17 protein-coding genes are annotated in these 24,527 nt (G+C 62.3%); 1 reads left to right on the forward strand and 16 read right to left on the reverse strand.

Going from position 1 to position 24,527, the window contains the following annotated elements; all coding sequences use genetic code 11:
- Positions 1 to 51: 51 nt before the first annotated feature.
- The 4 genes from HY57_RS01185 to HY57_RS01200 all read right to left on the reverse strand — a co-directional run bounded on the left by HY57_RS01185 (position 52) and on the right by HY57_RS01200 (position 7,394).
- On the reverse strand, positions 52 to 1,131 hold the full coding sequence (locus tag HY57_RS01185; RefSeq protein WP_019466435.1) for a glucokinase: 1,080 nt from the start codon (positions 1,129 to 1,131) through the stop codon (positions 52 to 54).
- A gap of 257 nt (positions 1,132 to 1,388) precedes the next feature.
- Positions 1,389 to 1,619, reverse strand: coding sequence for a hypothetical protein (locus HY57_RS01190; protein WP_144240733.1), 231 nt, complete (start codon positions 1,617 to 1,619; stop codon positions 1,389 to 1,391).
- A 67-nt stretch (positions 1,620 to 1,686) separates the two neighbouring features.
- Positions 1,687 to 4,080, reverse strand: coding sequence for a GH92 family glycosyl hydrolase (locus HY57_RS01195; RefSeq protein ID WP_019466433.1), 2,394 nt, complete (start codon positions 4,078 to 4,080; stop codon positions 1,687 to 1,689).
- Between the two features lie 143 nt (positions 4,081 to 4,223).
- A complete protein-coding gene (locus tag HY57_RS01200; protein WP_019466432.1) occupies positions 4,224 to 7,394 on the reverse strand; it encodes a TonB-dependent receptor in 3,171 nt (1,056 codons plus the stop codon).
- 1,285 nt (positions 7,395 to 8,679) lie between these two features.
- Between HY57_RS01200 and HY57_RS21050 the strand changes: the two genes are divergently transcribed.
- Positions 8,680 to 8,928, forward strand: a complete 249-nt coding sequence (locus HY57_RS21050) for a hypothetical protein (protein ID WP_081500702.1) — start codon at positions 8,680 to 8,682, stop codon at positions 8,926 to 8,928.
- 208 nt (positions 8,929 to 9,136) lie between these two features.
- On the opposite strand, the gene HY57_RS01205 is transcribed toward HY57_RS21050, so the two are convergent.
- The 12 genes from HY57_RS01205 to HY57_RS01260 form a co-directional block, all read right to left on the reverse strand.
- A complete protein-coding gene (locus HY57_RS01205; protein ID WP_144240734.1) occupies positions 9,137 to 9,472 on the reverse strand; it encodes a hypothetical protein in 336 nt (111 codons plus the stop codon).
- Between the two features lie 65 nt (positions 9,473 to 9,537).
- Positions 9,538 to 9,855: a hypothetical protein gene (locus HY57_RS01210; RefSeq protein ID WP_038579189.1), complete on the reverse strand. Its 318-nt coding sequence runs from the start codon at positions 9,853 to 9,855 to the stop codon at positions 9,538 to 9,540.
- An 89-nt stretch (positions 9,856 to 9,944) separates the two neighbouring features.
- Complete coding sequence (locus HY57_RS01215; protein ID WP_158407918.1) at positions 9,945 to 10,382, reverse strand: hypothetical protein; 438 nt, start codon at positions 10,380 to 10,382, stop codon at positions 9,945 to 9,947.
- A 222-nt stretch (positions 10,383 to 10,604) separates the two neighbouring features.
- Entirely contained in the window at positions 10,605 to 11,252 is a 648-nt protein-coding gene (locus tag HY57_RS01220; protein ID WP_038579195.1) for a hypothetical protein, read from the reverse strand.
- Between the two features lie 1,059 nt (positions 11,253 to 12,311).
- The gene (locus tag HY57_RS01225; RefSeq protein WP_144240735.1) at positions 12,312 to 13,451 is read right to left on the reverse strand and encodes a zinc ribbon domain-containing protein; all 1,140 of its coding nucleotides are present in this window, start codon (positions 13,449 to 13,451) and stop codon (positions 12,312 to 12,314) included.
- 244 nt (positions 13,452 to 13,695) lie between these two features.
- Positions 13,696 to 14,781 (reverse strand): retropepsin-like aspartic protease, encoded by a 1,086-nt coding sequence (locus HY57_RS21055; RefSeq protein WP_157786167.1) that lies wholly within the window; start codon positions 14,779 to 14,781, stop codon positions 13,696 to 13,698.
- Positions 14,782 to 15,014: 233 nt separating this feature from the next.
- Positions 15,015 to 15,338 carry a hypothetical protein gene (locus HY57_RS01235; RefSeq protein ID WP_038579196.1) on the reverse strand — a complete coding sequence of 108 codons (324 nt, stop codon included), beginning with the start codon at positions 15,336 to 15,338 and terminating at the stop codon, positions 15,015 to 15,017.
- A 209-nt stretch (positions 15,339 to 15,547) separates the two neighbouring features.
- Positions 15,548 to 15,904, reverse strand: a complete 357-nt coding sequence (locus tag HY57_RS01240) for a DUF1428 domain-containing protein (RefSeq protein WP_019463515.1) — start codon at positions 15,902 to 15,904, stop codon at positions 15,548 to 15,550.
- A 196-nt stretch (positions 15,905 to 16,100) separates the two neighbouring features.
- Positions 16,101 to 16,469: a hypothetical protein gene (locus HY57_RS01245; protein WP_019463516.1), complete on the reverse strand. Its 369-nt coding sequence runs from the start codon at positions 16,467 to 16,469 to the stop codon at positions 16,101 to 16,103.
- A gap of 199 nt (positions 16,470 to 16,668) precedes the next feature.
- Positions 16,669 to 22,173, reverse strand: a complete 5,505-nt coding sequence (locus HY57_RS01250; protein ID WP_051821623.1) for a putative Ig domain-containing protein — start codon at positions 22,171 to 22,173, stop codon at positions 16,669 to 16,671.
- Between the two features lie 1,382 nt (positions 22,174 to 23,555).
- Positions 23,556 to 24,053, reverse strand: coding sequence for a hypothetical protein (locus HY57_RS21395; protein ID WP_144240736.1), 498 nt, complete (start codon positions 24,051 to 24,053; stop codon positions 23,556 to 23,558).
- A 130-nt stretch (positions 24,054 to 24,183) separates the two neighbouring features.
- A complete protein-coding gene (locus HY57_RS01260) occupies positions 24,184 to 24,513 on the reverse strand; it encodes a hypothetical protein (RefSeq protein ID WP_019464569.1) in 330 nt (109 codons plus the stop codon).
- Positions 24,514 to 24,527: the final 14 nt, after the last annotated feature.

Raw genomic sequence — 24,527 nt, forward strand, 5'->3', positions numbered from 1 at the left:
GCCAGGTCTGTGATTGCCGTGATGGAGTTCGAACCGGGATGAATAGCCGACTTACACAGACGCGACAGGCGCCGTGCGTTCCACCAGCCAGCGTGCCGCGCCGATGACCGCCAGTTGCGCGTGATCCACCACCTGCACCGGCACGGTTTCAAGGAAGGGACGCACCACGCCCTTGTCGAGAAAACGCTCGACGAAACTGCTGGCACGCAGCAGGTCCGTCATCTGCGAAAGGAAACCGCCTGCCAGATGGATGCCACCGGTGGCGCCGTACATCATCGCCAGGTCGCCGGTGAAAGAACCCAGCCAGCCGCAGAACAGCTGCAGGGTTTCGTGCGCCAGCGCATCGCGGTTCGCGACGGCAGCGGCCACCACCTCGGCCGGCGCGTGGCAGGCCGGCGCAACGCCTTCGATCTGGCACAGCGCGCGATAGACGCGCAGCAGGCCCGGGCCGGACAGCACCATGTCGTAGGGCGCATGGGCGTCAGCCGGCGACAGCACCGCCAGCACCTGCCGTTCGCGCGACGTGCGCGCCGCCAGCTGGATGTGCCCTGCTTCCGTCGGCAATACCTGCGGCGCCGGACCCGGCAGGCGCACGGCGACGCCCAGCCCCGTGCCGGGACCGACCACCACCACCGGCCCTGCCGGCGCGGCGCGCGCGGGGACATGCAGCGGCGTTGCCGCGTCGCCGTTGAGATGCGGCACGGCATGCGCCAGCGCCACAAAGTCATTCAGCACGCACACTTCATCCAGCCCCAGTGCACGCTCCAGCGCGGCCGGCTCGATGGGCCACTGCAGGTGGCTGTTGATCACGCGCCCTTCGTGCAGATAGCCCGCGCAGGCCAGCGCAAACCGCCGCGGCCTGATCGCCATGCCCTGGCAGAAGCGCTGCACGATCGCATCCAGGCTCGCGTCGTCGCGGCATGGATAGACCTGATACGCCAGCACGTCGAGCATGGCAGCCGGCCGCGAGTAGGCAATGAGGCCAAGCCGCGCATGCGTGCCGCCCACGTCGGCGGCCAGCAGCAGCTCCGGCGTGTCATGCCCCGCCACGTTCCCGCCCGCGGGCGCGGTCTCGCCGGCCAAGGGGTAGACCACTCCCGTGCTGCCGCTCACCAGGTTGCCTTCACTCACGCCTCGCCCTCTCTCGGACCCGTATCGCTCGGGCCACGCCGCCATCCGTCCCACCGCCGACGCCCGACTGCCAAAGGAGTGGCCGTGGGACGCGCGGTGCCGTGCCCGGGGGGCGCATCGGCGCCATCGGGCATTTAGATCGAGCGAAAATTCTTCCCGGTCGTTTAGATCGAGGCAAGTTGCATCGCAACACGCCTTGCACGAGGGTGTCGAAACGCCTGCCAACCGGGGGATAGATGGGGTGCGGCGGATCGCCCTCAGGGCGGCGCGCCGGCCCGTATCGTCGCCTCATTGATGGCGCGCACCCTGGCCTTGTCCACCTTTTCGACCTTGCGGTCGTAGGTAAACAGGCCGTTGTGCTCACCCTCGACATCGGTGATCTGGGAGTAGACGCTGCCGGACATGCCCGTGGCCACACCCTTGTCGCGCAGCACGGCGGTGTTGGCGATGTCGATGGCGGCACCGCGCACCCGGTCGTTTCCCGTCAATCGCTTATCCGCATCATGCCCTGCCCGCGCAGGCTCAGCGTTGCTTGCCGCTGCGTTGCGGCAGCGTTCACTGCTTTCCCACCGACATCGAGGGCGGCGCATCGTGCGCGTCCGCGCCCCAGGCCTTGTTCGGCTCGGGCCCCATCGTGAGCACCAGCGTGGCGCCGTTGGCGATGTCGGTGTGGCTGAACCAGGGTTGGGTCCATGGCTTGCCGTTGAGCGTGGCGGACTGGATGTACATGTTCCTCGCCGAGTTGTTGCGCGCGACGATCTCGAACACCTTGCCGTTGCCCATGTGCAGGCGTGCCCGGTCGAAGATCGGGCTGCCCAGGATGTATTCCGGGCGGGAGGGGTCCACCGGGTAGAAGCCCATCGCACTCAGCACGTACCAGGACGAGGTGGAGCCCTGGTCATCCATGCCGGGATACGCGTAGCCGCTCGCGTCGCTGCCGTACATGTCGGCGAGAATGCGGCGCGCCAACGCCTGCGTTTTCCAGGGCTGGCCGCTCCAGGCATAGAGGTAGGCCGCCTGCTGGTCGGGCTGGTTGCCCTGCACGTACTGGCCGATCAGCCCGGTGCAATCGCGGCAGATGCCCTTGGCTCGGTAGGGCGTGGCGAAGAACGCGTCGAGCTTGGCGTTGAACGCGTCGCGTCCGCCCAGCAGATCCACCAGGCCCTGCACGTCATGCGGCACCAGCCACAAGGTGGACCAGCCCGAGGCTTCCTTCATCATGAAGTTGTAGTACGGCTCACCCGGATCGAACGGCGAGATCCACTGGCCGTCCCCGGTGCGTCCACGGACGAAGCCCACCGACGGATCGAACACGTTGCGGTAGTTCGCGGCGCGATGCAGGAACAACTGGGCGTCGTCGGTCTTGCCGAGGCGACGGGCGATATCAGCCAGCGCATGATCGTCCCAGGCGTATTCGAGCGTGGTGGCGGCACCCGCCTTGCCGCCGGCATAAGGTGGACTGGCGTCGGCCGGAGGAACCATGTCCGAGATCCAGCCGTTCGTCATGTACTCGGCCAGGTCGCCGCGCGGCCCCTTGGGGTCGGTGGCGTTCTTGCGCAGGTACTCGTAAGCGGCCGCGTAGTCGAACGGGATGCCTCGCTGCCACGCGCCGTCGTAGAGCAACACCGCATGGTCGCCATGGAACGAGGTGTCCATGTAGCCGCGTTCGCGTGCGCGATCCAGCTCGGAGCGCATGATGTCCTGCACCACGTCCGGCTCCAGCAACATCAGCAGCGTGATCTGGTTGCGTCCGGTATCCCAGAAGGGCACCGGGCCATAGCGGTCGTAGCTGGCAACCTGCACGTGGCCATCCGCATCGGTGTAGCGGCCGCCCTTGCGCGCGAGCAATCGCGGGCTGGCAAACGAGTGGTACAGCGTCGAATAGAACAGCATGCGCTGCTTCGGTGTGCCGCCAGTCACCTCGACGCGGTCGAACAGCTGCGTCCAGGCCGCACGCGCCTGGGCGTGCACGCGGTCGAAATCCCAGCGGTCGCCCTCGGCGTGCAGGCGTTGTTCGGCCTCCTCGGCGCTATGCCCGTGCGCGATCCTTACCAGCACCTGCTCGCCCGCCTTCGTGTCGAAGGTGACATAGGCGCCCGCATAGCTGCCGGACACCGTGCGCCGGCCAGCCTGCACGTCCTCGTCGCCGAGTCCGCGGCCCTGGTCGTTGTGCAACGCGCGGAAGCTGCCGAAGCCCGCGAACGGCCGCGAGAACTCGGCCACGAACCAGTTGCCGTCCGAATCACGTTCCGCGCGGCCCTCGGCAAGGCCACGGATCGTGTGATCGTCGACCACTTCCACCGTGCCGCCGCCGCGGCGCAGGTTGACCACCACGTTCGAGCGATGGCTCGCCGGAAAGGTGAAGCGCATCAGGCTGCTCCACTGTGCCGCCGTCAGCTCCACTCGCGTGTGGAAGGTGGCGAGGTCAACCGCGTAATAGCCGGGCGACGCCTGCTCGCTCGCCTTGTCGTAGGTGGACTGCGCATAGTCCGGCGGTACCGTCCAGTCGCCCACCACCGGCATGATCATCGGCGCGGCACGCGCGCCGTAAGTCGAACCGCCGCCGGTGAAGCCGATCATGGTCGGACGGCCATAACCGTAGGACGCCGCCACGCCCGTGGGGTAACTCAGATCCGCATTGATGTTGACCGGCGCCGCCTCGGTGGAGCTTTGCGGCAGGCTGGCGCCCGGCGACGTCATGCCCGAATACAGCGGCTCGCCCGGCGGCGGCGCGTTGCCGATCAGCTCCTGCCGATCCAGCGGCGCGGTGCCGACCAGCGGATTGGCTTCATCGACGGCCGACGTCGTGGATGACGGTGCGCCGCCGTTCGCGGCAAGGCACGCGCCGATGCTGCCGGTCGCGAAGATGGCCAGCGCGATGGCCACGCTGGCGTAACGGTTGAGCGTGGACGTGGCTCGACGCTGAAAATGTGCAGGCGATAGGTTCATGATCTCGTCTCGTACGAAGTGGCGGCGCAGGCGTCGCCATGCGTGCGGCCATCGTTCGCCTTCTCCCGCCCGGAAGAAGGCGAACGCCGAAGCTCACGGGTCAAGGGGGACAGGCCGCAAGCCTGGCCCCCGCCCGTGCTGGTTCAACCACCGTCCCCGAACTTGTAGGTCAGGCCCACGTAGTACTGCCGGCCGGCATATTCGAGCTGGTACAGGCGCTGCGTGGTGTCGCCACCCAGGTACTGGTGGGGCATGGAACGCGTCAGGTTGAGCACCGACGCGGTCACCATCAGGTGCTTGGTGAACTCGTAGTCGCCGTTCAGGTCGATCTGGTTGTAAGGCTCGGTGTAGATGGGCAGACCAGCGGCAAGCCCCTGCATGGTGCGGCCCGTCCAGTTGCTGGTGGCGCGCAGCAGCAACCCGTTCATTTCATAGAACAGCGAGATGTTCGCCGCGTACTTGGCGCTGCCGATCAACTCCGACTTGCCCACCTGCGTGTCGCCCAGCGTGACCGGTGTTTCGTTGGTCTTGTTGAGCGTGTAGTTGGCGATGTAGCCGAAGCCCATCTCAAAGGTGTGCTGCGTGTAAAGCTCCACGCCCTTGGACGTGCCCGAGCGGCCGTTGGCATTGGTGCTGTACTGCATGAAGTTCTGCTCGGTGCCGCCGACATTCACCGTGATGTTGTTGACGGTGACCGGCACGACGAAGTTCTTCACCTTCTTCTCGAACAGATCCACGCCCACCACCGATTCGGGTGCGTAGTACCACTCGCCCGCCACGTCGAACTGGGTGGCCGTGAACGGCTTCAGTTCGGCGTTGGCACCGCTGCCGTACCAGCCGGGCAAGGGCGCGCCGAACTGCTTGCGGTCGTTGTAGTACGCCTGCGTGTCGTTGGTGAGGTTGCCGAGCTGGGCAAGGTCCGTGTAGTTGGCTCGGGCCATCGCCTGCGAGCCGGCGGCGCGCAGCACGAAATCATCCGCGAAGGTCCACGCCACGTTGAAGCTCGGCAGCAGCTTGTTGTAACGCTTGGAGGTGGTGGCGTTGGAGTAGGTCTGCACCACCGACTGCTCGCGCGGCAGGTACTGGAAATCGCCCGGTGCGCAAGGGCCGCCGCCCGCGTTCACGCCGGTGGCCGGGCAGATCAGGATGTTGCCGTTCGCATCGTGGTAGTACACCGCGTTGTTGGTGGTGATCTGGTCGGCGACGGTGAGATCCTGCTTCGTGCTCACATAGCGCAGGCCCACGTTGCCGCGCACCGCGCCCGTGTCGAAGTTGGCCTGCGCGTAGATGGCCGAGATCTGTTCCTTCACCGACGACTTGTCTTCGGGATGGTTGTAGACCACCCGGTCGTAGGTGGAGTTGAGGTGGTTATAGTAGGCCGGGAAATTGATCGCCGGGAAGATGCTGTCGTTGTAGGCCAGGTTGCTGCCATCCAGCGGGTTGGCAAGCAGGAAGCCGGCCGGCAGCTGTCCCGCATTGGGGTCGCAGGTCTGGAACTGCAGCGTGGTGCCCTTGCAGTACCAGCGCAGCTCGTTCTGCTGCTGCTCGGCGCGGTTGTCGCGGTACTTGGCGCCAAACTGCAGCGATTGCATCCAGCTGTCTTCGAAGGCCCAGGTGAAGTCCGCCTGCGCGAAGTTCTGCGAGGTGCTGGTATTGACCATGTTGGAACCGGTCGAGCCCAGGTCCACCTGGCCCTCGCCGGCCAGCATGTTCTGCAGCACGCTCGAGGACGCATTGAGCGTCGGCCTGCCGTTCAACGTCCACGACGCGCCGTTGCTGCCATCCACCCACTGGCCGTTGACGAAGTTGCGCGGCTTGGCGGCCATGCCCAGTTCCACCGACGGGCCACCCGTTGCCCAGGTGCGGCCGACGTTGAACGATCCGCTGAGCGCGCCGCCGTTATCCCATTCGCCCTCGATGTTGGCCGTCTGCGAGGTAGCCTTTTCGACCGAGTAGTTGCCGTTGAGCCACGGGATTTCCGTGGAGCAGACATCCACCGGTTGCCGTTGCGCACCGGTGACGGGATTGGTCAGCGCGTTGCAGCCCGTGCCCGCGGGCGGAAGCACATAGTTCGCGCCGGTGACGATGGTGTGCGACGGGTCGAACGTGAGGCCATTGGGCGCGAGCAGCCGGCCCTGCTGGTCCGCATAGCTGCCGGTGGGCAGGCCCCACTCGGGAACCTCCAGCGTGTTGGTGATCTGCGTCTGCTGCCGCTCGAAGCGGAAGTAGTTGCCCGTGAGCAGCAAGTGATCGATGGGCTTGAACTGCATGGTCGCCTGCCAGCCCTTGGTGGTCAGGTCCAACTGGTTGCGGCTGGTGGCGAACTGCTGCGGCATCCAGTAGCCCGAATAGCTCTTGCCGGACTGGTCGGTCACGCCGCCGCCGGACCACATGTCGATGTTCGGCGCCACGTCGGGGCCGTAGGCATGGCCATGCACATCCGTGGGCGGCGCGGTGCACGTCGTGTGGTCGGTACAGTCGTTGGACCACCAGTGCCAGCTCGACGCGTTGGCCATGTAGTCCACGTCGCGGCGCTTCTGGTAGGAGCCCGCCACGAGCACGCCAAAGGTTTCGTCCTTGTTCTTCCACGACCACAGCGCCGAACCCTGCGGCGTGACCTTGCTGCTGTTGTCCGAGCCTGCGGCATTGATGGACACGAAGCCGTCGTTCGCTTTCATCTCCAGCGGACGGCGCGTGTGCAGATCCACATTGCCACCGATGCCGCCTTCGTCCAGGCGGGCTTCCAGGCTCTTGTAGAGCTTGATGTCCGAGAACATGTTGGCGGGCATCAGCGTGTAGTTGAACGAGCGGGACAGCCCGGCCGACGTATCGGCCGAAGCCACGTAGTTGCCGTTCAACTCCGTCAGCGTCAGCTCGGGCGCAAGGCCACGGATGCTGACCGTCTTGCCTTCGCCTGATTCGCGCGTGATGACCACGCCCGGCACGTGCGCCAGCGCATCGGCGATGTTCTTGGCGGGGAACTGCGCAATGTTCTGCGCGTTGATCACCTCGACAATGGAGTTGGAGTCGCGCTTGTCCTGCATGTTCTGGTCGACCGACTGACGGAAGCTCGTCACCACGACCGTACCCAGCGTGGTCGCATCCTCCTTGTCGGCCTTCTTGTTCTTGTCGTCCTTCTTGCCCGTTGCACCATCAGACGTCGACGCCGGTGTCGTCGCTGGCGACGCGACAGGCGCGGCGCTTTGTGCGAAGGCGGCGGCGGGCATGCCAAGGCCACCGCCAAAGGACAAGGTCGCCATGGCGAGGGCGGCGACCAACGGCTTGCGCGTAAACACGTGTGGCAGGTAAGTCATTTTTTCGATTCCCCTACTGGTGTGCGCCTTGTTGAGGAGTTGGCGCGGTGATCCCCCGTTCGATCACTTCTGCGTGCGCGATGTATGGCTGCCGGCGACTCCCTCCTTTCGAATTTAGATCGATCTAAATTATCGGCGTGCAACGAGCGCCCGGCTCGTCGGTGATGGTTGTTTCAGGCCCCCGGCAGCCCTGTGGTCAGGGCCAGGGCCTGGTGTTGCCCAAGCGGCAGGCAGCCGCTTGCCCCGGCACGACCGGGGGTTGGCACTTCAGCGATGCCGATGTCGCGAACGCGGGCGCGCTCGCTCGGGCAGCCGTCTGACAGGGTGATGCGGACAAGCGCGAGGGCCGTGCATGGCGCACGTCCCGGCACGCGGTTCAAGGCGGGTTCGATGGAAGTCAGGCCATGGCGGCACCCGGTGTCCCCCGCTGCGCGACGGCCCCGAGACACTCGACGGAAATGCTGGCCGCCGCCCGCCATGGTGGGCGCGAATGCGGATGTACCCGCGGCACGAGAACCTCTCGTCAGGGCCATGCGAACGATGTCTGCCTTCATGCGACGGCTCCCCATTCCCTTAACCGGTCTGGCGAAAAGCAGCCACATGCCGGGCGCCAACCGACGCCCACGCTCACAGCCTCTCCCCGCCCCACTCCAGGTCGCCCGGTTCCGGCGCAGCCGCGACATGAACCGAAGCTTTCTGAACTTGGATCGATCTAATTTCCCCTGGTCGTGATTAAGACCCCGAAGTCGCAAGCTGTCACGCTGCGGCGCAAAAACACGACGCCGGGCGGATGGGCTTTTACGTGGCTCTGATCGTTGAAAGCGAAGCAGGGAGCCCGCCGTGACGGCGAAAACGGACGTCCAAACCGGTCCGCTGGTTCAAGGCTAGAAGCAGGCCTCTGGCGCGCCGCCTATCGGAAGGCCTCCCGTGATGACGAGCAACGTCACCATCGCGGCTGCGGCCCAAGAACGTCAGAACCTCGCCAAAAAGGCACGTATCGCCTGCCGGAGCGTCAAGAACGGGTCAACCATGACGACAAGACGCGACGGCGAGGCGACGGGACGCACCCCCAGTTTGGTATTCGGGATATGCCGCCACTCTCAGGCGTAGCGATCCGCAAGGCCCGGAGGGCACCAAGAACATCCAAACGGATGGAAATCACCTTCACCCACGCCCGGGTCCTTTTGAAATCGTGATGCATCGCACATTTTTACCGCGAGCATGGCGCGGCCCATGCATCCCCGTAGGCAAGGCACAAAAAAGCTTCAACGCTCAGGGGGCCACGATGGAAGAGATCGTCGAATGTCTGATCGCCGGTGGGCCGCAGCATGGCCTGAAGCGTCGTCAACTCTGGGACCCCCAGTGCGCCGGACCTCCTGTGCTCGCGTCCGACGACGGTGAAGTGTGCACAGCCGCTGCACGCCGCCCCTCGCGTTACGGCAGCAGTTGCTTCCTGCTGCTACATCCACGGGCTACGGGTCAGCAGATTCTCGCCATGATGCATGTCTTGAGTGGAAACACCGCGCCAGGCTGAGAAGTCCGGCAAACCTGCCACCGGTTCCGATGGGGCCTGAACACGCCGCTGCTGCGGACCGTCCACCATGGCACCACTGATGGCGACGCCAACGGGTGAATTCTGGAATGTCTGCTATGGGTCGGAAACGGACATTTCCAATTCGTCTACTTGACTGACGAAATCACCGCCAGGAGCCTTTTGAGTTCCTGATGTCATCGAGTGACAGTCAGGAGCTCCAATACCCCAGCATGGCACCGACAGAAAACACGATAACGCCCGCGCCAAGGGCACTTCCGGTGGCAATGCTCGCCCAAAAGAGCTTTGGCTCCTTGGAGCGACTCACGGGACGGTGGTAAAGAACCGCCCAGCCGCTTCTGACATCCATGATGGTAAACAGAAGTGTCGCGCAGCCGATCAGTAACCAGCCCCAAGGGTGCGAAGCCGCGTCACCACCCTTGCGACTCAGGTACAAGCCGCCCAAAAACAACGCGGCGCATAGAAGAGTGCGCCCAGTTGGATAGCCTTCCCAATTGTCTTCTTGGGACACCTGGTTAACCATCATGATCTCCCCAACTCGCCTTTCTCAGGTATTGAATGCGAAGGTCTGCTTCGGGTCGGAAGCGGCCATTAGCGACCTGCGCTATCCAGTCTCCGGTCCACCTTAATTTGTTCACATACGTTTCGGATGAAGCTCGCCAGTCCGTGATCCTGGGCGCCAAGGTTCAAACCGAAAGCTTCCAGAGCCCGCTCAAATGCGACCAACTCACGGGCATTGAGCCCGTCGGCCAAGATCATGTTGATTCCGCCACCATCTACGGCATCTAGCAGCTTGGCGATTAAAAGAGGGTCCTCAATACGGCTTCTGATTTCCTCGACGATCTGCGAAAAATCGATCGTCCGCACGTCGGCCGATTGAGTGGAGCTGATTACGATCGTGCCGGTCATGGTCGCTGATTCCCCCGAGATCTGCCGCGATCATAGCGGTTCCCACAAGGTCCGCTTTGGGTCGAAAGCGGACACTCTCTAGAACCGCCTTACCCACAAGTCTGGATGACCCAGCCTCCAGTTGTTAGCGATAGCTTATACGTGGGCGAGTTCGGGTCACCAAAGAAGTCGATGGACGCATGGACACCGCTCTTACAGAACCAGAGAGAGTGATATTCGTTGCTGCTCGCCAAAACTGGCCGCCAACCTTCAGCAAGAAGCGCATCCGTATAGCTTTTGGCGACGGTATCGCGACTGACCGAGGACGAATATCGCTGATCGACGAAGTAGAAGGTCGATCTGTCGGTCAGCTTCAGATCACCTAACGACTGAGCGCCAGAAGGAACTGGTAAGGCCCTCAACTCGTCGATCAACACTTGCTTGGGTGTCAAGGTATAGCTCTGGCTGTCCTGGTAGGACTGCCAACTGATGAACAAGACAACCACGACCATCGTGAACAGAGCTAGCCAACTAATCGGCCGACTCATTTTGCTGTCCATCTTGCGCCCTCGCTTCAATTTCGCGTCATTGTAAGTGTCCGCTTTGGGTCGAAAGCAGACCTTAGGCAGACAAGCCCTATAAGTGAACCTGACCCCATTTCTGCTTTGGAAGTCCACCAAGCTTTGCGCCACTTCCGTTCCTAGCCAATAGCAGACATTCAACGCCCTGAGTGAGCGGCGCACCATAAGCGCATCCACTCGACTGCATCGTCAGGCAGTGCTCGGCAGAGGGGCGCTGTTCTTAATAATGTTGCGGATGGAGGCGTACCCGACAAGAAGAAAGACGATGGTCGCGGGGATGAACTCGATCGTTTGAAGCGGGTATGAATCGGAGCCCCACATGATGGCGTGCGTGAGGTAGCACCATGCAGCCACCTGGGGGATGACCAAGGCGGCTGCCAGCAAGAACCTGTAGCGATTTCGCTCGGCTCCTTCACTCGCCCACTTGGCCAGGAGGACACCTGCGACGCCGCCAATACCCGTCTGGATCACCCAGGCGAAGATCGGAAAGAAGTACAGCCAGAACGGGTAGGGATATCGCTCACGCAACTCTGGCGGAATATTGGTATGACCCATGGGGCCGTACCAAACGTAGAGGCAGGCCTGAACTACGACGGGGATCGCAGCCCCATAGACAAAGCCGCGACGCCTGGCGATCAGGCCAACCATTAACGCTCCAGCCATATATGCCAAGGATTCAAGCGCTCCACCGACTGAAACTTGAACTGCCTGGCGAAGAATTCTTGCTGCGAATAACTGGATCTCGCCATAGAGAAGATTTCCGATCTTGAAAAAGATCAGAACATAGGCTGAAGCGCCGATGATGGCGAGAATGTCTCTGAGTAGCAATGGCTTCATGTTGGATCGCCGTGGAAGATGGTCAAGGCCTGAAGCGGATGTTGTCTTCAATGTTCCATTGATTTGGCTATGGATCGTCAGAGATTTAGGTCCGCTTTGGGTCGGAAGCTGACGCCCATTTGGCTCAGTGCTCCCTGAGCATACTGATGCCTAGTAGCACGAAACCCACGACCGCCATAACGACGTAGAGAATCGAGCGGATCTGGGCGAGTCGGCGTAGATTCTTTGACTGCAATGGAAACATGTTCCCTCTCCCCTTGAGGCTGCACTCTCAATTTAGATGATGTCCGCTTTGGGTCGAAAGCCGACACTCAGGCTTCCCCGCGGCGAGCCTTCAGCCATGCAAATCGGGCAACCCTCGGCGAGAACATTCCGCCACAAATAGCAATGACCGTTCTCACCCAATGAGGCTGAAGCAGTTTCGCGCTAACGATCCACAGAAAGATGGTCAGAGCTATTACCGACGCAAAGGCAGTTGCTGCCATTAGCCAGGCATAGGTCGTTTTCAACGACTCCCCTCCTTCAACTATTTGGTGTCCAGCCACCTTGCCCGCTCAGGGTCGAAAGTGAACCTTTCATGCATAAAAATAGACGGCCAGCCACGTCGCCATGTAGCAGAACAGTAATCGATCAGTAGCGAACGGCCAGCAAGGGTGTGCGGGCGACATACCTCGGACGGCAGCATGCCAAGCCAGTCGCACTAGCCAGAGAGTGCCAGGGAGGCTAGCGAGCAGTTGCCATCGTGAAGGCGCGTGGTGCGACGAGCCGGTAAATACCTCACCGATGATTGCCGCCCCGCCGGCTAGAACAATCAACGCCGCGAAGATCCGTAACGGCCAGCGGACGGAGGCCTTTGCGTTCACGTTCGTCGAATGCATGGCATTGGGCGCACCTTTCACTGCTCTATCATCCTTGTCAAAGCACTAGGTACTTCGCAGTGTCCGCGTTAGGTCGAAAGCGGACCTGCACGGCATTAAAAAAACGGGGTCAGCGTGCGCTTCCTTCATTCTGCACACTTTAAGCCGCACCCTCGCACTTTTTACGCCTTCCGCTCGTCGGCTACGAGCCGCGAGTCTCTTGCTCAAGCTTTCCCAACATCTGCTCGCTATCAGCCTGGATGCTTCGCAGCTCGTCCCGGACGTTTGCTTCCTGTTGCGTGAGATCTCGTACGTCACCCACCAGCCTGCGGTAGGCCTGCAACGCGGCGGGCGGAAGGTAGATCTTCCCGTCCTGTTCCCTCGTTTTGCCAAGGTTGGCATCGGCCAGATCGAGGATCTCGGTGAAATCGGCATGAAGCTGCTGCTCGACGCGCTTGAAATTGCCCATGGCAGCGACGGCACGCGGCCGAGTTCTCGCCAGGCCGGCGAGCGCTTGCTCGCGCTCGCCTGGCGGGAGTCTGCTCAGCTCGTCTTTCGCCGCAGCCGACGTCTCGTCGTAGTCAGCAAACATCTGTTGCTGAATCTGAAAGTACTTTTCCAGACGCTCGCGACTGTCAGCGATCGATTCGGCTCGCACCAGAGAGGCCGGCCTCAAGGCGGTTTCGATATGCAGGGCGGCCATCTGGTCATGGCGTTCCTTGTTCCTGAGCAGCTGGTCATGCATCCGACCGGCAATGTTGCTCATGGCTTGCGGGAGACTCTGCGTGCCGTCCGCCCGGGAGCCTGGGGACTGCTGCGGCGGCGCCTGCGGGGAAATGGCGGTGGCATCGCCCCTTTCCTGCGCCTGGATGGCCACGACGGCCTCATGCAGTTGCTTCTTGTCGGCTGCGTCCCCGTGTTGGGACGAGGTGCCAAGGAAGGACAGGACGGAAAGGATCGGTACGCAGATGAGCATACTGCGGCGTGGCCGCCTGGCACCCAACAGACGCGAGATGCCGACGATCAGGCCCGGCCAGATGATGCATCCCCCCAGGGCCCAGCCCAGGGCTATTGGCACGTCACGCTTAACGAAGCCGTAGTAGCTGACGAAAATGGCCACGAAGTACAAAGCCATGCTCAGCGCAAAGGGGCCGACCGACACGTCGGGCGACGACCGCTTTGCCTCGCTGGCGGCGGGTCTACTTCCACCGAGTGGCGTTCGCGGGCTATCGGCAGTAGCCAGCTCTTGCATCGGCAAGCTGAAGCTTGGTGCCAGGGCATGCCCGCACGCACCACAGAACCGCTCGTCCCCCGTCACCTCTCCACAGTTCTCGCATTTCATGTCGCCCCCCATTGGCAACCGATGTCACTGTTCCAGCCATGGTGCGGTATCCGCCCCAACCGCTCGAAAGCTGGCACTGTCCTTAAAAATCATGGCGCTCCCTTCATCTTGCATGCCCTAACTTTCCGACGACAGGGCGGCGGCGGCCATTCCCATCGGCACGGCAAACCAACAGCAGGACCTTTCGCGCCACGCCGCCCGATGTTCAGGCGGCCGCCGCTGATGAGGGTTTGGACGTCGCGAGTTAGCCGTGCGGTGTCAACGTCGCAACATCTACGCCCTTCACTTGCGACATGGTCATGGTGAAAGCCGACAGCGCGTTGGCGCCCAGCAATAGTTCGCAGGACTGGCATGTCATGGCTTTGACCTTGTTGAGCTCCATCGGGCCCACCTTCAGGTGGTCGATCAGTATCTCCCTGGCGCCCACCACGCGACCGTCGGCAAGCTGCGCTTCGGCTTGCATACGTATCGTCTTGTAAGGAATCTTGGCGGCAGCAAGAAAGTCGTCGTTCACCACCACCGTGGTTGCGCCGGTATCCACCACAAAAGGATGAACGCCGGACTCGCCCACGCTGACCGGTGCGTAATAGGTATCCTGGAATTTCACCAGCCGCAGGGCTTGAACTTCCTGCGTGTTGCTCGACCCCAGATCATGAATGGCGGATTCGATCGCCATGCGATTGCCAAGGAACCGGGGTTCCCGCCCATGCTCGTCCAGATACTGATCGAACTCTGAAAGTAGCGTCAGCGCTTCATAGCTACGCTTCTTGAGCACCAGCAACTGAGCCAGCTTCTCGCGAACGTCAACCAGCGATGGCATGAGCGTCAGGCACTTGTACGACCAGTCGATGGCTTCGTCGATGCGGCCGACCTTGGACAGGCTGTCCGCATAGAAAGCAAAGAGATCGTATGCCCCGGCCCCCATGCTGATGTCTTTTTCGAAGGCCTCGATGGCTTGCTCGTTCTTGTCCTCCTTGTTGAGGACAACGCCGAGGCTGGCAATACCACGCACATCCATCGGCCTTAGTTTGACGTACTGGCTCCAGTTCGCCTCTGCGCAAGCCAAATCATTCTTGTGCATGCACTCAACGGCGTTGGCTGCCAGGCTGTCGGGCGAGGCCACCGCGCCGGGAGAGGGAGCAGCGGGAGTTGTCGCAGATGATGAAGGAGACGATGGGCTGCAACCCGCCAACACAACCATCAAGGCCGCTGCAGCGATGGCCAAGCAGCATGGTGAGGACGCCCGGCCGGACGACCCTGCGTCCTCGCGACGATGCCGGCGTTTTGCCGAGGCGTTCTGGCGACGAATCCATTCATCGAACATCTTCATAGGCTTCCCCGATGTGAAGTGCGGGGAGCGTTTGACCCGATGTGGCCTGCGCACGCCGCGCCATTCGCAAGAATGTGCGATGTGCCGAGCCTTACTGGATTGTCCCCTTGGGCCAATGTAACCCATGGAACGAAACGACGCCTAGCTTCGCGCTTGGTCATGCCCGCGTTATGGCCCATGTCCGCTTCGGGTCAGAAGCGGACTCTTCCCCTTGCTGGTGGCTAACGCCTGAGTTACGCGGCTGGCGGCCCATTCTTCCGCTTGGACGAATAGTTACGAGCGTTGCCAAGAACCTTAAGTGTGCCAGCCGCGCAGGCGGCTGCAAGTAATGCCACAAAGGTGCCAGCCGTGAGCTGGAAGAATGGCCATGTGCCACGCAATAGCTCGCTCTCGCGAGAGTGACCGTCCGTGTAAAGGTTGAAAGCCAAATAGGCGAACCACGCCATAGCTGCTGCGACGAACGGTGCGCGTCTGTTCCGGATACAAAGCGCAATCAAGATGCCACCACAGGCCGGCACGATCAGATTCAGCACCGCAGAGATCGCTCGCTCAGTCATGCGCCTGACTCCCAAGCTATCAAATAGACGGATGTGCACGTCAGGACAACCATCCGACCTAAAGCCGGACATCAAATGCTGCACCGGCAGGGCCGCTTCGGGTCGAAAGCGGACACTCAACATCCTTCAACAACGGGGCCAGGTTCACCGATAAGTCCGTCAGAAGTGAACCTCCCCCCGTTTGGGAAAGCGCGCTGCTCAAGCCCTCGCTAGTCAGGCACGCTAACCACCGGCTTGAAGCCGCCAAAGATCATGCGCTTGCCATCGAAGGGCATATCACTGGCGGCAGGCATGCGCGGATCTTCCATGAGTTTTCCCATGCCGAAATCGCGAGTGGCCTTGTCGGGCCATTCCACCCAAGAGAAGACCACGGACTCATCCTGCGTTGCCTGCACAGCGCGACGAAAATCGGTGAGCTTGCCATCTGGCACGTCATCGCCCCAGCATTCCATCACCCGGATGGCGCCGTATTCCAGAAAAATGACGTCGAAGGTACGGGCGTGCTCGATGAACTGTTCCCGATGGGCGTTGGGTACGGCGATCACGAAACCATCAATGTAGGACATGACTGTCTCCCTGGCGGAAGGGGTGGCCGGAGTGGTCACCTTCAAGTATGCGACGAACGAGTGCCTGGGGGATCGACACAGGGCGTCTGGGGAAACGGTCCGCTTTGGCTCAGAAGCGGCCACGGGACACACGCGTAGGCCCTGCCTGCTTCCCCGACGAGCCGCCTGGACTCGCGTCCGAGCGTCCTTCTACGACTCAGGCCTGCGTACCAACTTCTTCGCAACATGCCGCCGAAAAACAAAACCGCTTGCCTGGCACCAGCAAGTGTGGGGTGTGGCGCTCCCACCACATGGCGGCCGATGGCGAGTGTGCCCGCAACGATTCCATCGCGGCCAACACGTCCACGGCGTAGGCTACGGAAGGCTGTTCCACGACCAGCATGCCTAGCAGGCGTTTGATACGAGCCAGCAGGCCACGGTCTTTGCCCAGCACACCCTGGGTGATCCAGATGCCAGGCTGCGATCCTTTGGTCTCCGCAAGCGGAAGGACCACGCCAATCCAGGCGGCACGGATTCGCTCAGGCGCTTCACCCGGGGGCATCGCGATGACGCGTATGTGCCTCATGGAAGATCCTTTCCTCGCATCCCAACGAAGGGATTATCCGCCATGGGTCGAAAGGGGGTGTCATCGAGCTCTCGATAGATTCCGTACCGTCTTGATCGAGGGCTCGACATGAGTGGTGATTGCAGCGTTTCCGCAGTTGTCTGCATAGACTGCCAGCACGAGGCCGGGCTCTCATCGCGCCCGAAGAGAGCCCGCCCCGTCAGAACTGCTTGGTCAGATCGAATCGCAACATCTGGTCGTGCGCATGCGGCTGAAGCATGTAGCCGTAGTCGATGCCCAGGCTCAGTTCACGCGGCAGCTGCAGGCCGGCGCCGATGCCGAACTGGACGCTGGTGCCATTGGCCGAATACGGATTGGACAACACGCTCCAGCTGCCAGCGGTGGGGATGAACGCATAGCTCAACAAGGTGTTGCTGGTGCCCTGGAAGTCGTGACCGATCTCCAGTCGTGCCCTTGGCACCAGTACGGCGCTGTCGAACTTCACCTGGCCGCTCGCCCGCAGGCCCACCGCCAACAGCGAGCTGCGTACCGTTTCGCTACCGTAGGCCAGCGCGGCGCTGGCCGCGCCGTTTTCGGCATAGCCATTCAGCTCGCTGCGCGACCACTGGTAGCGGCCATACGGCGAAAGCAGCACATCGTGATACTGGTATTCATAGCCACCCGTCAACGAACCGAACCATTGGCTACCGGTACGCTGGCCAGTCAACAAGCCGCCGCTGTCGGGATCGGGACGACGACTGTCAAAGCGCAGGCCGCCGCCGCCGAGAATGACGTCCACATAGGTGCGTGACGTCGGTGCGTAAGAGCCATACAGCGATGCACTGTACCCCTGGGCGATGCTGCGCGTGCCGTCATGGGCGATGCTGCTGTTGTCGTGCGCATAGCCCAGGCTCATGCCCACCAGCGCGTTCTCGCCGATGCGCTGGTCGACGCCCGTGTTGATGGCGATATTGTCGCTGTCGAAACCGGCCGACTGACGGTAGGCGTTGAATGCACCGAAATCGGCGCGGCCGTTGATCCACACGCCCAGGCCTTCCGGACCTCCCGCCTTGGTCGCCGCGGACGCACCCGCGCCACCCTGGCTGCCGTCCGCCACGCTTCCGCCACCGTCCGCACTGCCATCGGACGCCGGTGCTGCCGTGCCATCGGCACCGCTGGCGCCGATACCGGTACGCCCCCAGGCCTGCATCAAGGCATCGCGGTTGCCAACACCGCTGCTGCCTGTATGTCCCCACCGGCGCGCATCCGGACTGATGCCGCCCGCCTGCAACGGCTTGCCATCCACGCTTACCGCCACGTGGCTGCTGAACAGCTCCGCCGAACCGTCGTGCAGGCTGGACAGGCGCTGGCCGATGTTGTCCAGCTCGCTATTGGCAAATTGCAGCGCCGCCTGCGCTTGCGCATGGACAATGCCCAGTGCATCCGCATTGTTCGACGGATCAGGCTGGCTGCTCACCAGTACCAGTACCTCCACCGTGATCGGCTGTCCGCTGGCCGGGGTCAGCACCGCCGTGATCTGTACCAGGCCGGTATAGCTGTTCGCAGGCGTGAAGGTCAGCCATGCTGGCGCGCCGATGGCCGCACTGCCCGCCGCCCCTGGCGAAAGGCCCAGCACGGTGGCGGACACGTAGGTACCAGGGGCGATCTGGCTCAGGTCCACCGTCACCGGTTTGCCCGTGGCCGCAAGCACGGTCTTGCTTCGTCCCGACGTGCTGCCAGCGGCGGTTACCGTCACCGTGACCGTCGCCGGCACGGAACTGCCGAAGTGATTGGTGATCAGGTACGTGAAGCTGTCGGTACCGACGAAACCCGCACTCGGCGTATACAGAATCTGTTCTCCGCTGATCGACGCACTGCCGTGCGCCGGCGTGCTTGCCACGCTCATGCCGGTGAACGGTTGTGCGCCGGAAGCCCCCGTTTCCGCCTGGATCGTCACCGGCGTGCCGGTGGTCGTCGTCACGGCGAGGGCGCTGGCCGTCGGCACGCTGAGCGGCGTCACGGTGATCGTGACGGTTGCCGGCGACGACGTTCCGCCCGGGTTGGCGGCGGTATAGGTAAAGCTGTCGGTGCCGCCGTAGTAGGTCGATGCCGGCGTATAGGTCACCGTTTTGCCGGAAAGCGTCGCCGTGCCATGTGCCGGCGCCGTGGCAATGGCCACGCTCGTCACATCCACGCCACTGATCAAGCTCGACAGATCGATGGCCGTGGCCGTGTTGTAGGGCGTGCTTGCCGACTTGGCCGTCACCGTGGCTACCGCGGGCGCCCCAACCATCACCGTGACTGTCGCCGATGTCGACGTACCGCCCGGATTGGTCGCGGTATAGGTAAAGCTGTCGGCACCGCCGTAGAAGGTCGACGACGGCGTGTAGAGCACCGTCATGCCCGATACCGACGCGGTACCGTGCGCTGGCCCGGTCGCCACATGCACCGCGGTGACATCCACGCCACTGATAACCGTGGACAGGTCGATGCTCGCCGCCGTGTTGTACGTCGTATTTGCCGACGTTGCGGCCACCGTGGGCGCCGCAGGGGTTCCCACCAGCACCGTTACCGTCGCGGCCATGGACGTGCCGCCCGGATTGGTCACCGTGTACGTGAAGCTGTCGGTGCCGCCGTAGAAGGTCGACGATGGCGTATACGTCACGGTTTCACCCGATACGCTGACCGTGCCGTGCGCGGGTGCCGTCGTGATATTGACGGCGGTGATATCCACACCGGTGATCGAACCGCCCAGGTTGATCGTCGCCGCGGTGTTGTACGGCGTGCTTGCACTCTTTGCCGCAGCCGTGGGCGCGACAGGCACGCCCACGACGATGCTGTAGCTCTGCGTCGCCGTGAAGTGGTTGCTGTCGCTCGCGGTGATGGAGAACGAGAACGGACCATTGACCGTCGGCGTGCCCGACAGCAGGCCCGAGCTGCTCAACACCAGGCCGGCCGGCAGCGCTCCCGCGCTGACCGAATAGCTGTAACCGCCGGTGCCGCCGCTTGCGCTGAGCGACTGGCTGTAGGCCGTGCCCTGCTGCGGATTGGGCAAGGTGCCGGGCGAAATGCTCAGACTCGGCGCCTGCACCGTCAGGGTGTAGCTGCGCGTGGCCGTGAACGGCGCACCCGTGCCCGTACTGCTATCGGTAGACGTGACGGAGAAACTGAAGACCCCCGCCATCGTGGCTGTGCCCCCCAACACGCCGGACGAGTTCAGGCTAAGCCCCGCCGGCAATGCGCCGGACGTCACCGCGTAGTGATACGGCCCGACGCCCCCCGTGGTAGAGAAGCTCTGGTTGTACGCACTCTCGGCCGTGGCCGACGGCAAGGCCGGCGTGACGGGGCTCAGCCCCAGAGTGGGTGCGCCAATCGTCAGCGTGTATGCCTGGCTGCTCGTGAAGCTGTTCGCGTCAGTAGCCGTCACGGTCAGGTTGAACGCGCCCGCCGCCGTTGGCGTGCCGCTCAACGCGCCGTTGCTGCTCATCCTCATCCCGGCGGGCAGGCTGCCCGCGGTGATGGCGAAGCTGTACGGTCCGATGCCGCCGCTGGCGTTCAACGTTGCCGTATAACTTGCGCCGACCGTGCCGCTGGCGATGGTTGTCGGAGACAGCGTGATGGACGATGACGCCACCGTCATGCTGTAGTTCGCCGTGACGCTGAAGGGTGCCCCCACGCCGGTGGAGCTGTCGATCATCGTGACCGCAAAGCTGAAATTGCCCCACTGTGTGGGGGAACCGGAAAGCACGCCGCTGCTGCTCAGCGACAAGCCCGCCGGCAAGCTGCCGCTGCTCACCCGGTATGAGTATGGCGACGTGCCGCCAGTCCCCGTGAAGCTCTGCGAATAGGCCGTGGCATAGACGGCGCTGAGCACCGAATTGCCCGCTGGGGCCATGGCGAGCGATGGCGGATTCGACTGCAGCATGTAAGTGAAGTTGTGGGTATACGGACCGCTCCCACCGCTGCTGTCCGTCACCTGGATGGTGATCGGGAAAGTGCCCGCCTGGGTCGGCGTACCCGACAGGGTCGCCGTGGCGGCGTTCCACGAAAGGCCCGGAGGCAGCGGGTTGCTTTCGACATAGACGTAAGGTGCCGTGCCGTTGGCCGCGCTGAAGCTCTGCGAGTAGGCCATGCCCACCGTGGCGGCGGGGGCCGTTGACGGCGACAGGGTCAGGGCCGGCGCATTGATGGTCACGCCGGTATAGGCCTGCGTTGCCGTATTGCTGGACGCGTCAGTCACCTTGACCGTAAAGCTGTAGCTGCCGCCCCCCGTGGGCGTGCCAGAGAGTTGGCCGCCACTGGCGAGTACCAGGCCAGGTGGCAGGCTGCCTGCGCTGATGCTGAAGGTATACGGCGCATTGCCGTTGCTGGCAGTAATGGTCTGGCTGTAGCCCGTGCCCACGGTACCGCTTGGCAAGGCGGCTGAAGAAATCACCGGCATCGACGCGGCTACAGAGAGGCTGTACGGCTGACTGCCCGTGTAAGGCCCGGTGCCGCCGCTGCTATCCGTGGCAGTGATGGTGAAGTTGAAGTTGCCGAACACCGTCGGTGTACCGCTCAGCGCGCCCGTGCTGGCGTTCAACAACACGCCAGCCGGCAGCAAACCGCTGGTCACCGCATAGGTATACGGGTTGCTACCGCCGCTGGCAGCAATGGACGCATTGAAGCTGCTGCCCTGGGTAGCGCCCGGCAGCGTCGCAGGTGACAGGGTGATGACCGGCGCCGCCATGGTCACGCCGGCATAGGTCTGCGTCGCCGTGCTGCTGGCGGCATCCGCGACCTTCACCGTGAACGTGTAGGCGCCACCGGCCGTAGGCGTGCCGGAAATGACGCCAGCGGCATTGATGGACAAACCCGGCGGCAAGGAACCGCTGGCAAGGGAAAACGTATAGGGTGCGTTGCCGTGGGAAGCGTTAAGAGCCGTGCTATAGCTAATCCCTACGGTGCCGTTGGGCACCGTGACCGTCGTAATGGTCGGCGTCACCGCGTTGACCACCAGCATGTAGCCGGCACTGCCGGTGTAGGGGCCGGTACCAGTGCTGCTGTCCGTGGCGGTGATGGTGACCGGGTAGCCGCCGTACGAGGTCGGGGTACCGCTCAGCATCCCGCTGCTAGAGAGTGTCACGCCCGGCGGCAGGCTGCCACTGGTCACCGCATACGTGTACGTGGACGTTCCACCACTGGCGGTGATGGTCTGGCTATAGGCCGAGTTCTGTGTCGCCGAAGGAAGGGACAAAGGCGTCACGCTGATGATCGGCGCGGCGACGGTGACGTTGGTATAGGCCTTCGTGGCCGTGTTGCTGCTGGCGTCGGTCACCTTCACCGTGAACGAGAACGTGCCACCCGCCGTAGGCGTACCGGAGATCAAGCCGCCGCTGCTCAGGCTCAGCCCCGCCGGCATGGCGCCTGAGCTAATCGAAAAGGTATAGGGCGTGACGCCACCGCTGGCAATGATGGCCTGGTTGTAGGTACCGCCCACGGTAGCGGGTGGCAAACTGCCGGTAGTGATGCTGAGCGCCGGCGTGATCGTCACCGAGACCGGGTGACTGACACCGAAGAAGTCCTGCCACACGAACGAATCGGACGTCGAGGTATCACCATTGTTTTGATAAGTGACGAACTGATCGTTGGCGTCCTGCGTTACCGTGCCGTGGCCGGGCTGTGTCGGGAGGAACAACGCGCCATTCGTGCCCTTGTTGCTCGTGCAAAGGTAAGTATCGAACATGGATGATCCGCCCGATACCACGGTCAAGCTTGTCGGACAGCCAGCTTGCGCGTGTACAGCCGGAGGGAAGAGCCCAAGGCACAACAACAGCACCAGTCCGAGTAGTCCCGCCCAGGATGCACCGCGACGCAGGCCGGCGCCCGGCATCGATAGCCGACTCGATTCCATCACCCTATCCCCCCCTGTTGGGACATCCCTAGGCGAACTCATGCAGCAGGCAACCACTTGCCCCGAGCGGTCGGGTCCCCGGTGAAAGCGCCTGCGATTTACCGCCAGTCTAACCTCAACCCGTCACCCCGGCCGATCGCCGAGCCCTGGGAGATGACCCGGGTGCACGCGGAATCTTGCGACATCCCCCGTGCCTGGATGGCTCGCCAGGAGTGTTGCGTGCGACGCGCGTCCCCGGGCAAAACGCGGACGCAGTCAGCGAGCTTACGGGGAATTGAAGCCTCGAGGCATCCCCGAAATCAGGGTGGTTCCCGCGCTTATCCTGTTTTACCCGCGTTCCCAATGGAGCGGCAGCCTTTGTTGCAGGCGAGCGACTGCCCCCTGGCTGGCCAGGGTCCGCTGTGAAGCGGAAGCGGACACTAGCACTTCAGCTCAAAGCCCCTGCAAAGGGAAAGTCAGGCCCATACGGCAGGCCGCGCAGAAAAAGCCCTCATCGGCCCGGTTGTGGGGCGTCCTGGCTGACTGGTAATAGCGAACCGGAACGGTGACTTGACGCCTCAAGAGCGCAGGCATCGCTGGCAAAAGCTGCAACACAACATCCGCATTCGACCACCCGGCCGACACCTCGCCGACAACGCAACCGTTGGCAAGCGCATCGTCGAAGAGAGGACGAAGGTGCTCACATAGTTCGGCCATGAATGTGCGCTCAACTAGTCGCGGAGGAGTGTCCGCTTTGGGTCGAAAGCGGACCTTAGGAAGTCCTAGCCGGCCCGATGTCCGGAAATGTACGCGAGGGCGTCGTCAACGACTTCTTTGCCCAAACTTTCGACAGCAAGAGCATTCAAGGCTCCGTCCTCAAAGTCTCGCCATGTACAACAGACCGCGCCAGAGCTGTGGGCATACCGACCAGACGCCACACAGACCTGATCGTTGCTCAGAATGGTGAGTTCGTGAAGGTCGCCACCAGGAACATCCCTGGTCCAGCGCCTAAGCACGCCTGGCGCTTGATACGTGCCCATATGGATTTCCCTTTTTTGGCGATTCTTCGGAAGCGGACATAACGATACCCTCCAACGCCGCTGCGTGAGGCCATCCTTGTCGGTTATGTGAAAAGGATCCCGTAGACGATTCCGGCAATGCACAAGGACGGAAGGACGATGCCGATCCAATAGAGATCTGGGTCTTCGGACCTCTTGTACGTTCGATAGATCAGACTACCCCGTAAGCCCATTGAGGCATATCGGCTTGACCTGATGAAGCCCTTCTACCGCCTTTGGATCGTTACCGTCCTGTCGAGTCACCGACAGATCACATGTCTTATCAAGCTTATGGAATTTCACAAGGTAACGAGCACCCGCAGTCGGTACGAACGACTCGGTTATTGAGCACGTCTTGTCCATGACACCCGACGAGCCATCGTTGTAAGCATAAGTGAATATAGCGGGTTTTCCTGCAGGAATTGTTCGAGCAACTCCATCATGAGAATCACCCTTGCCTTGAATAGCAGTGGTTGTGAAGGTAGCAAGACGAGTTCCATTCCTGCTTGGCGCACAAGACTCGTTGTCAAAGTTCTGAACGAGAATCGTTGCTCCGTGGTCAAGTCCAGCAGCAGCGAAATTGGCCTCAGCAACTGGACCGCTCGTGGGCGCCACAAAGTGATCGGCGCAACCAGCGAGTAGGATCAGCGTTCCAAACAGTATTGCCATCTTCATTTGCGACTCCGGTATCGAGTTTTGGCATCTAGCTTGTTGAATGGAACTCGCGTTTCGTCAACATTCTGATCATTGTTCACCGAATGTTCGCTTTGGGTCGAAAGCAGACCATCTCGAATATACCTTCCGCTCACGCCGAAGGTGTCGAATCGATGCTATATCCACCCAGAGAGCTAAGCTTGTGAACGAGCAAATCGATGATCTTCTGATTGTCCGCACTGATATAAATTTCGCCTGAATCTGAATCCATGATCAGGCATACCTTTTCGCCAGCGAGAAGAAAGACCTCGTAAAACTCTCCAAATGCCACTTGGCCTCCGTGCGCGCCAGGCGCCAGCCCCAGCCGTCCGAAGTCCTCTTTGAGCTTTTTGTAAGGGACATGGACGTCATCTGTAACAAAGAAGAGGAACGCTCGATCACCGGTGTCCCGGGTATAGCCAGTGACAGTCGGTCCAGTCACGGTCGAGCTCCTTT

Source organism: Dyella japonica A8, assembly GCF_000725385.1.
GTDB lineage: Bacteria > Pseudomonadota > Gammaproteobacteria > Xanthomonadales > Rhodanobacteraceae > Dyella > Dyella japonica_C.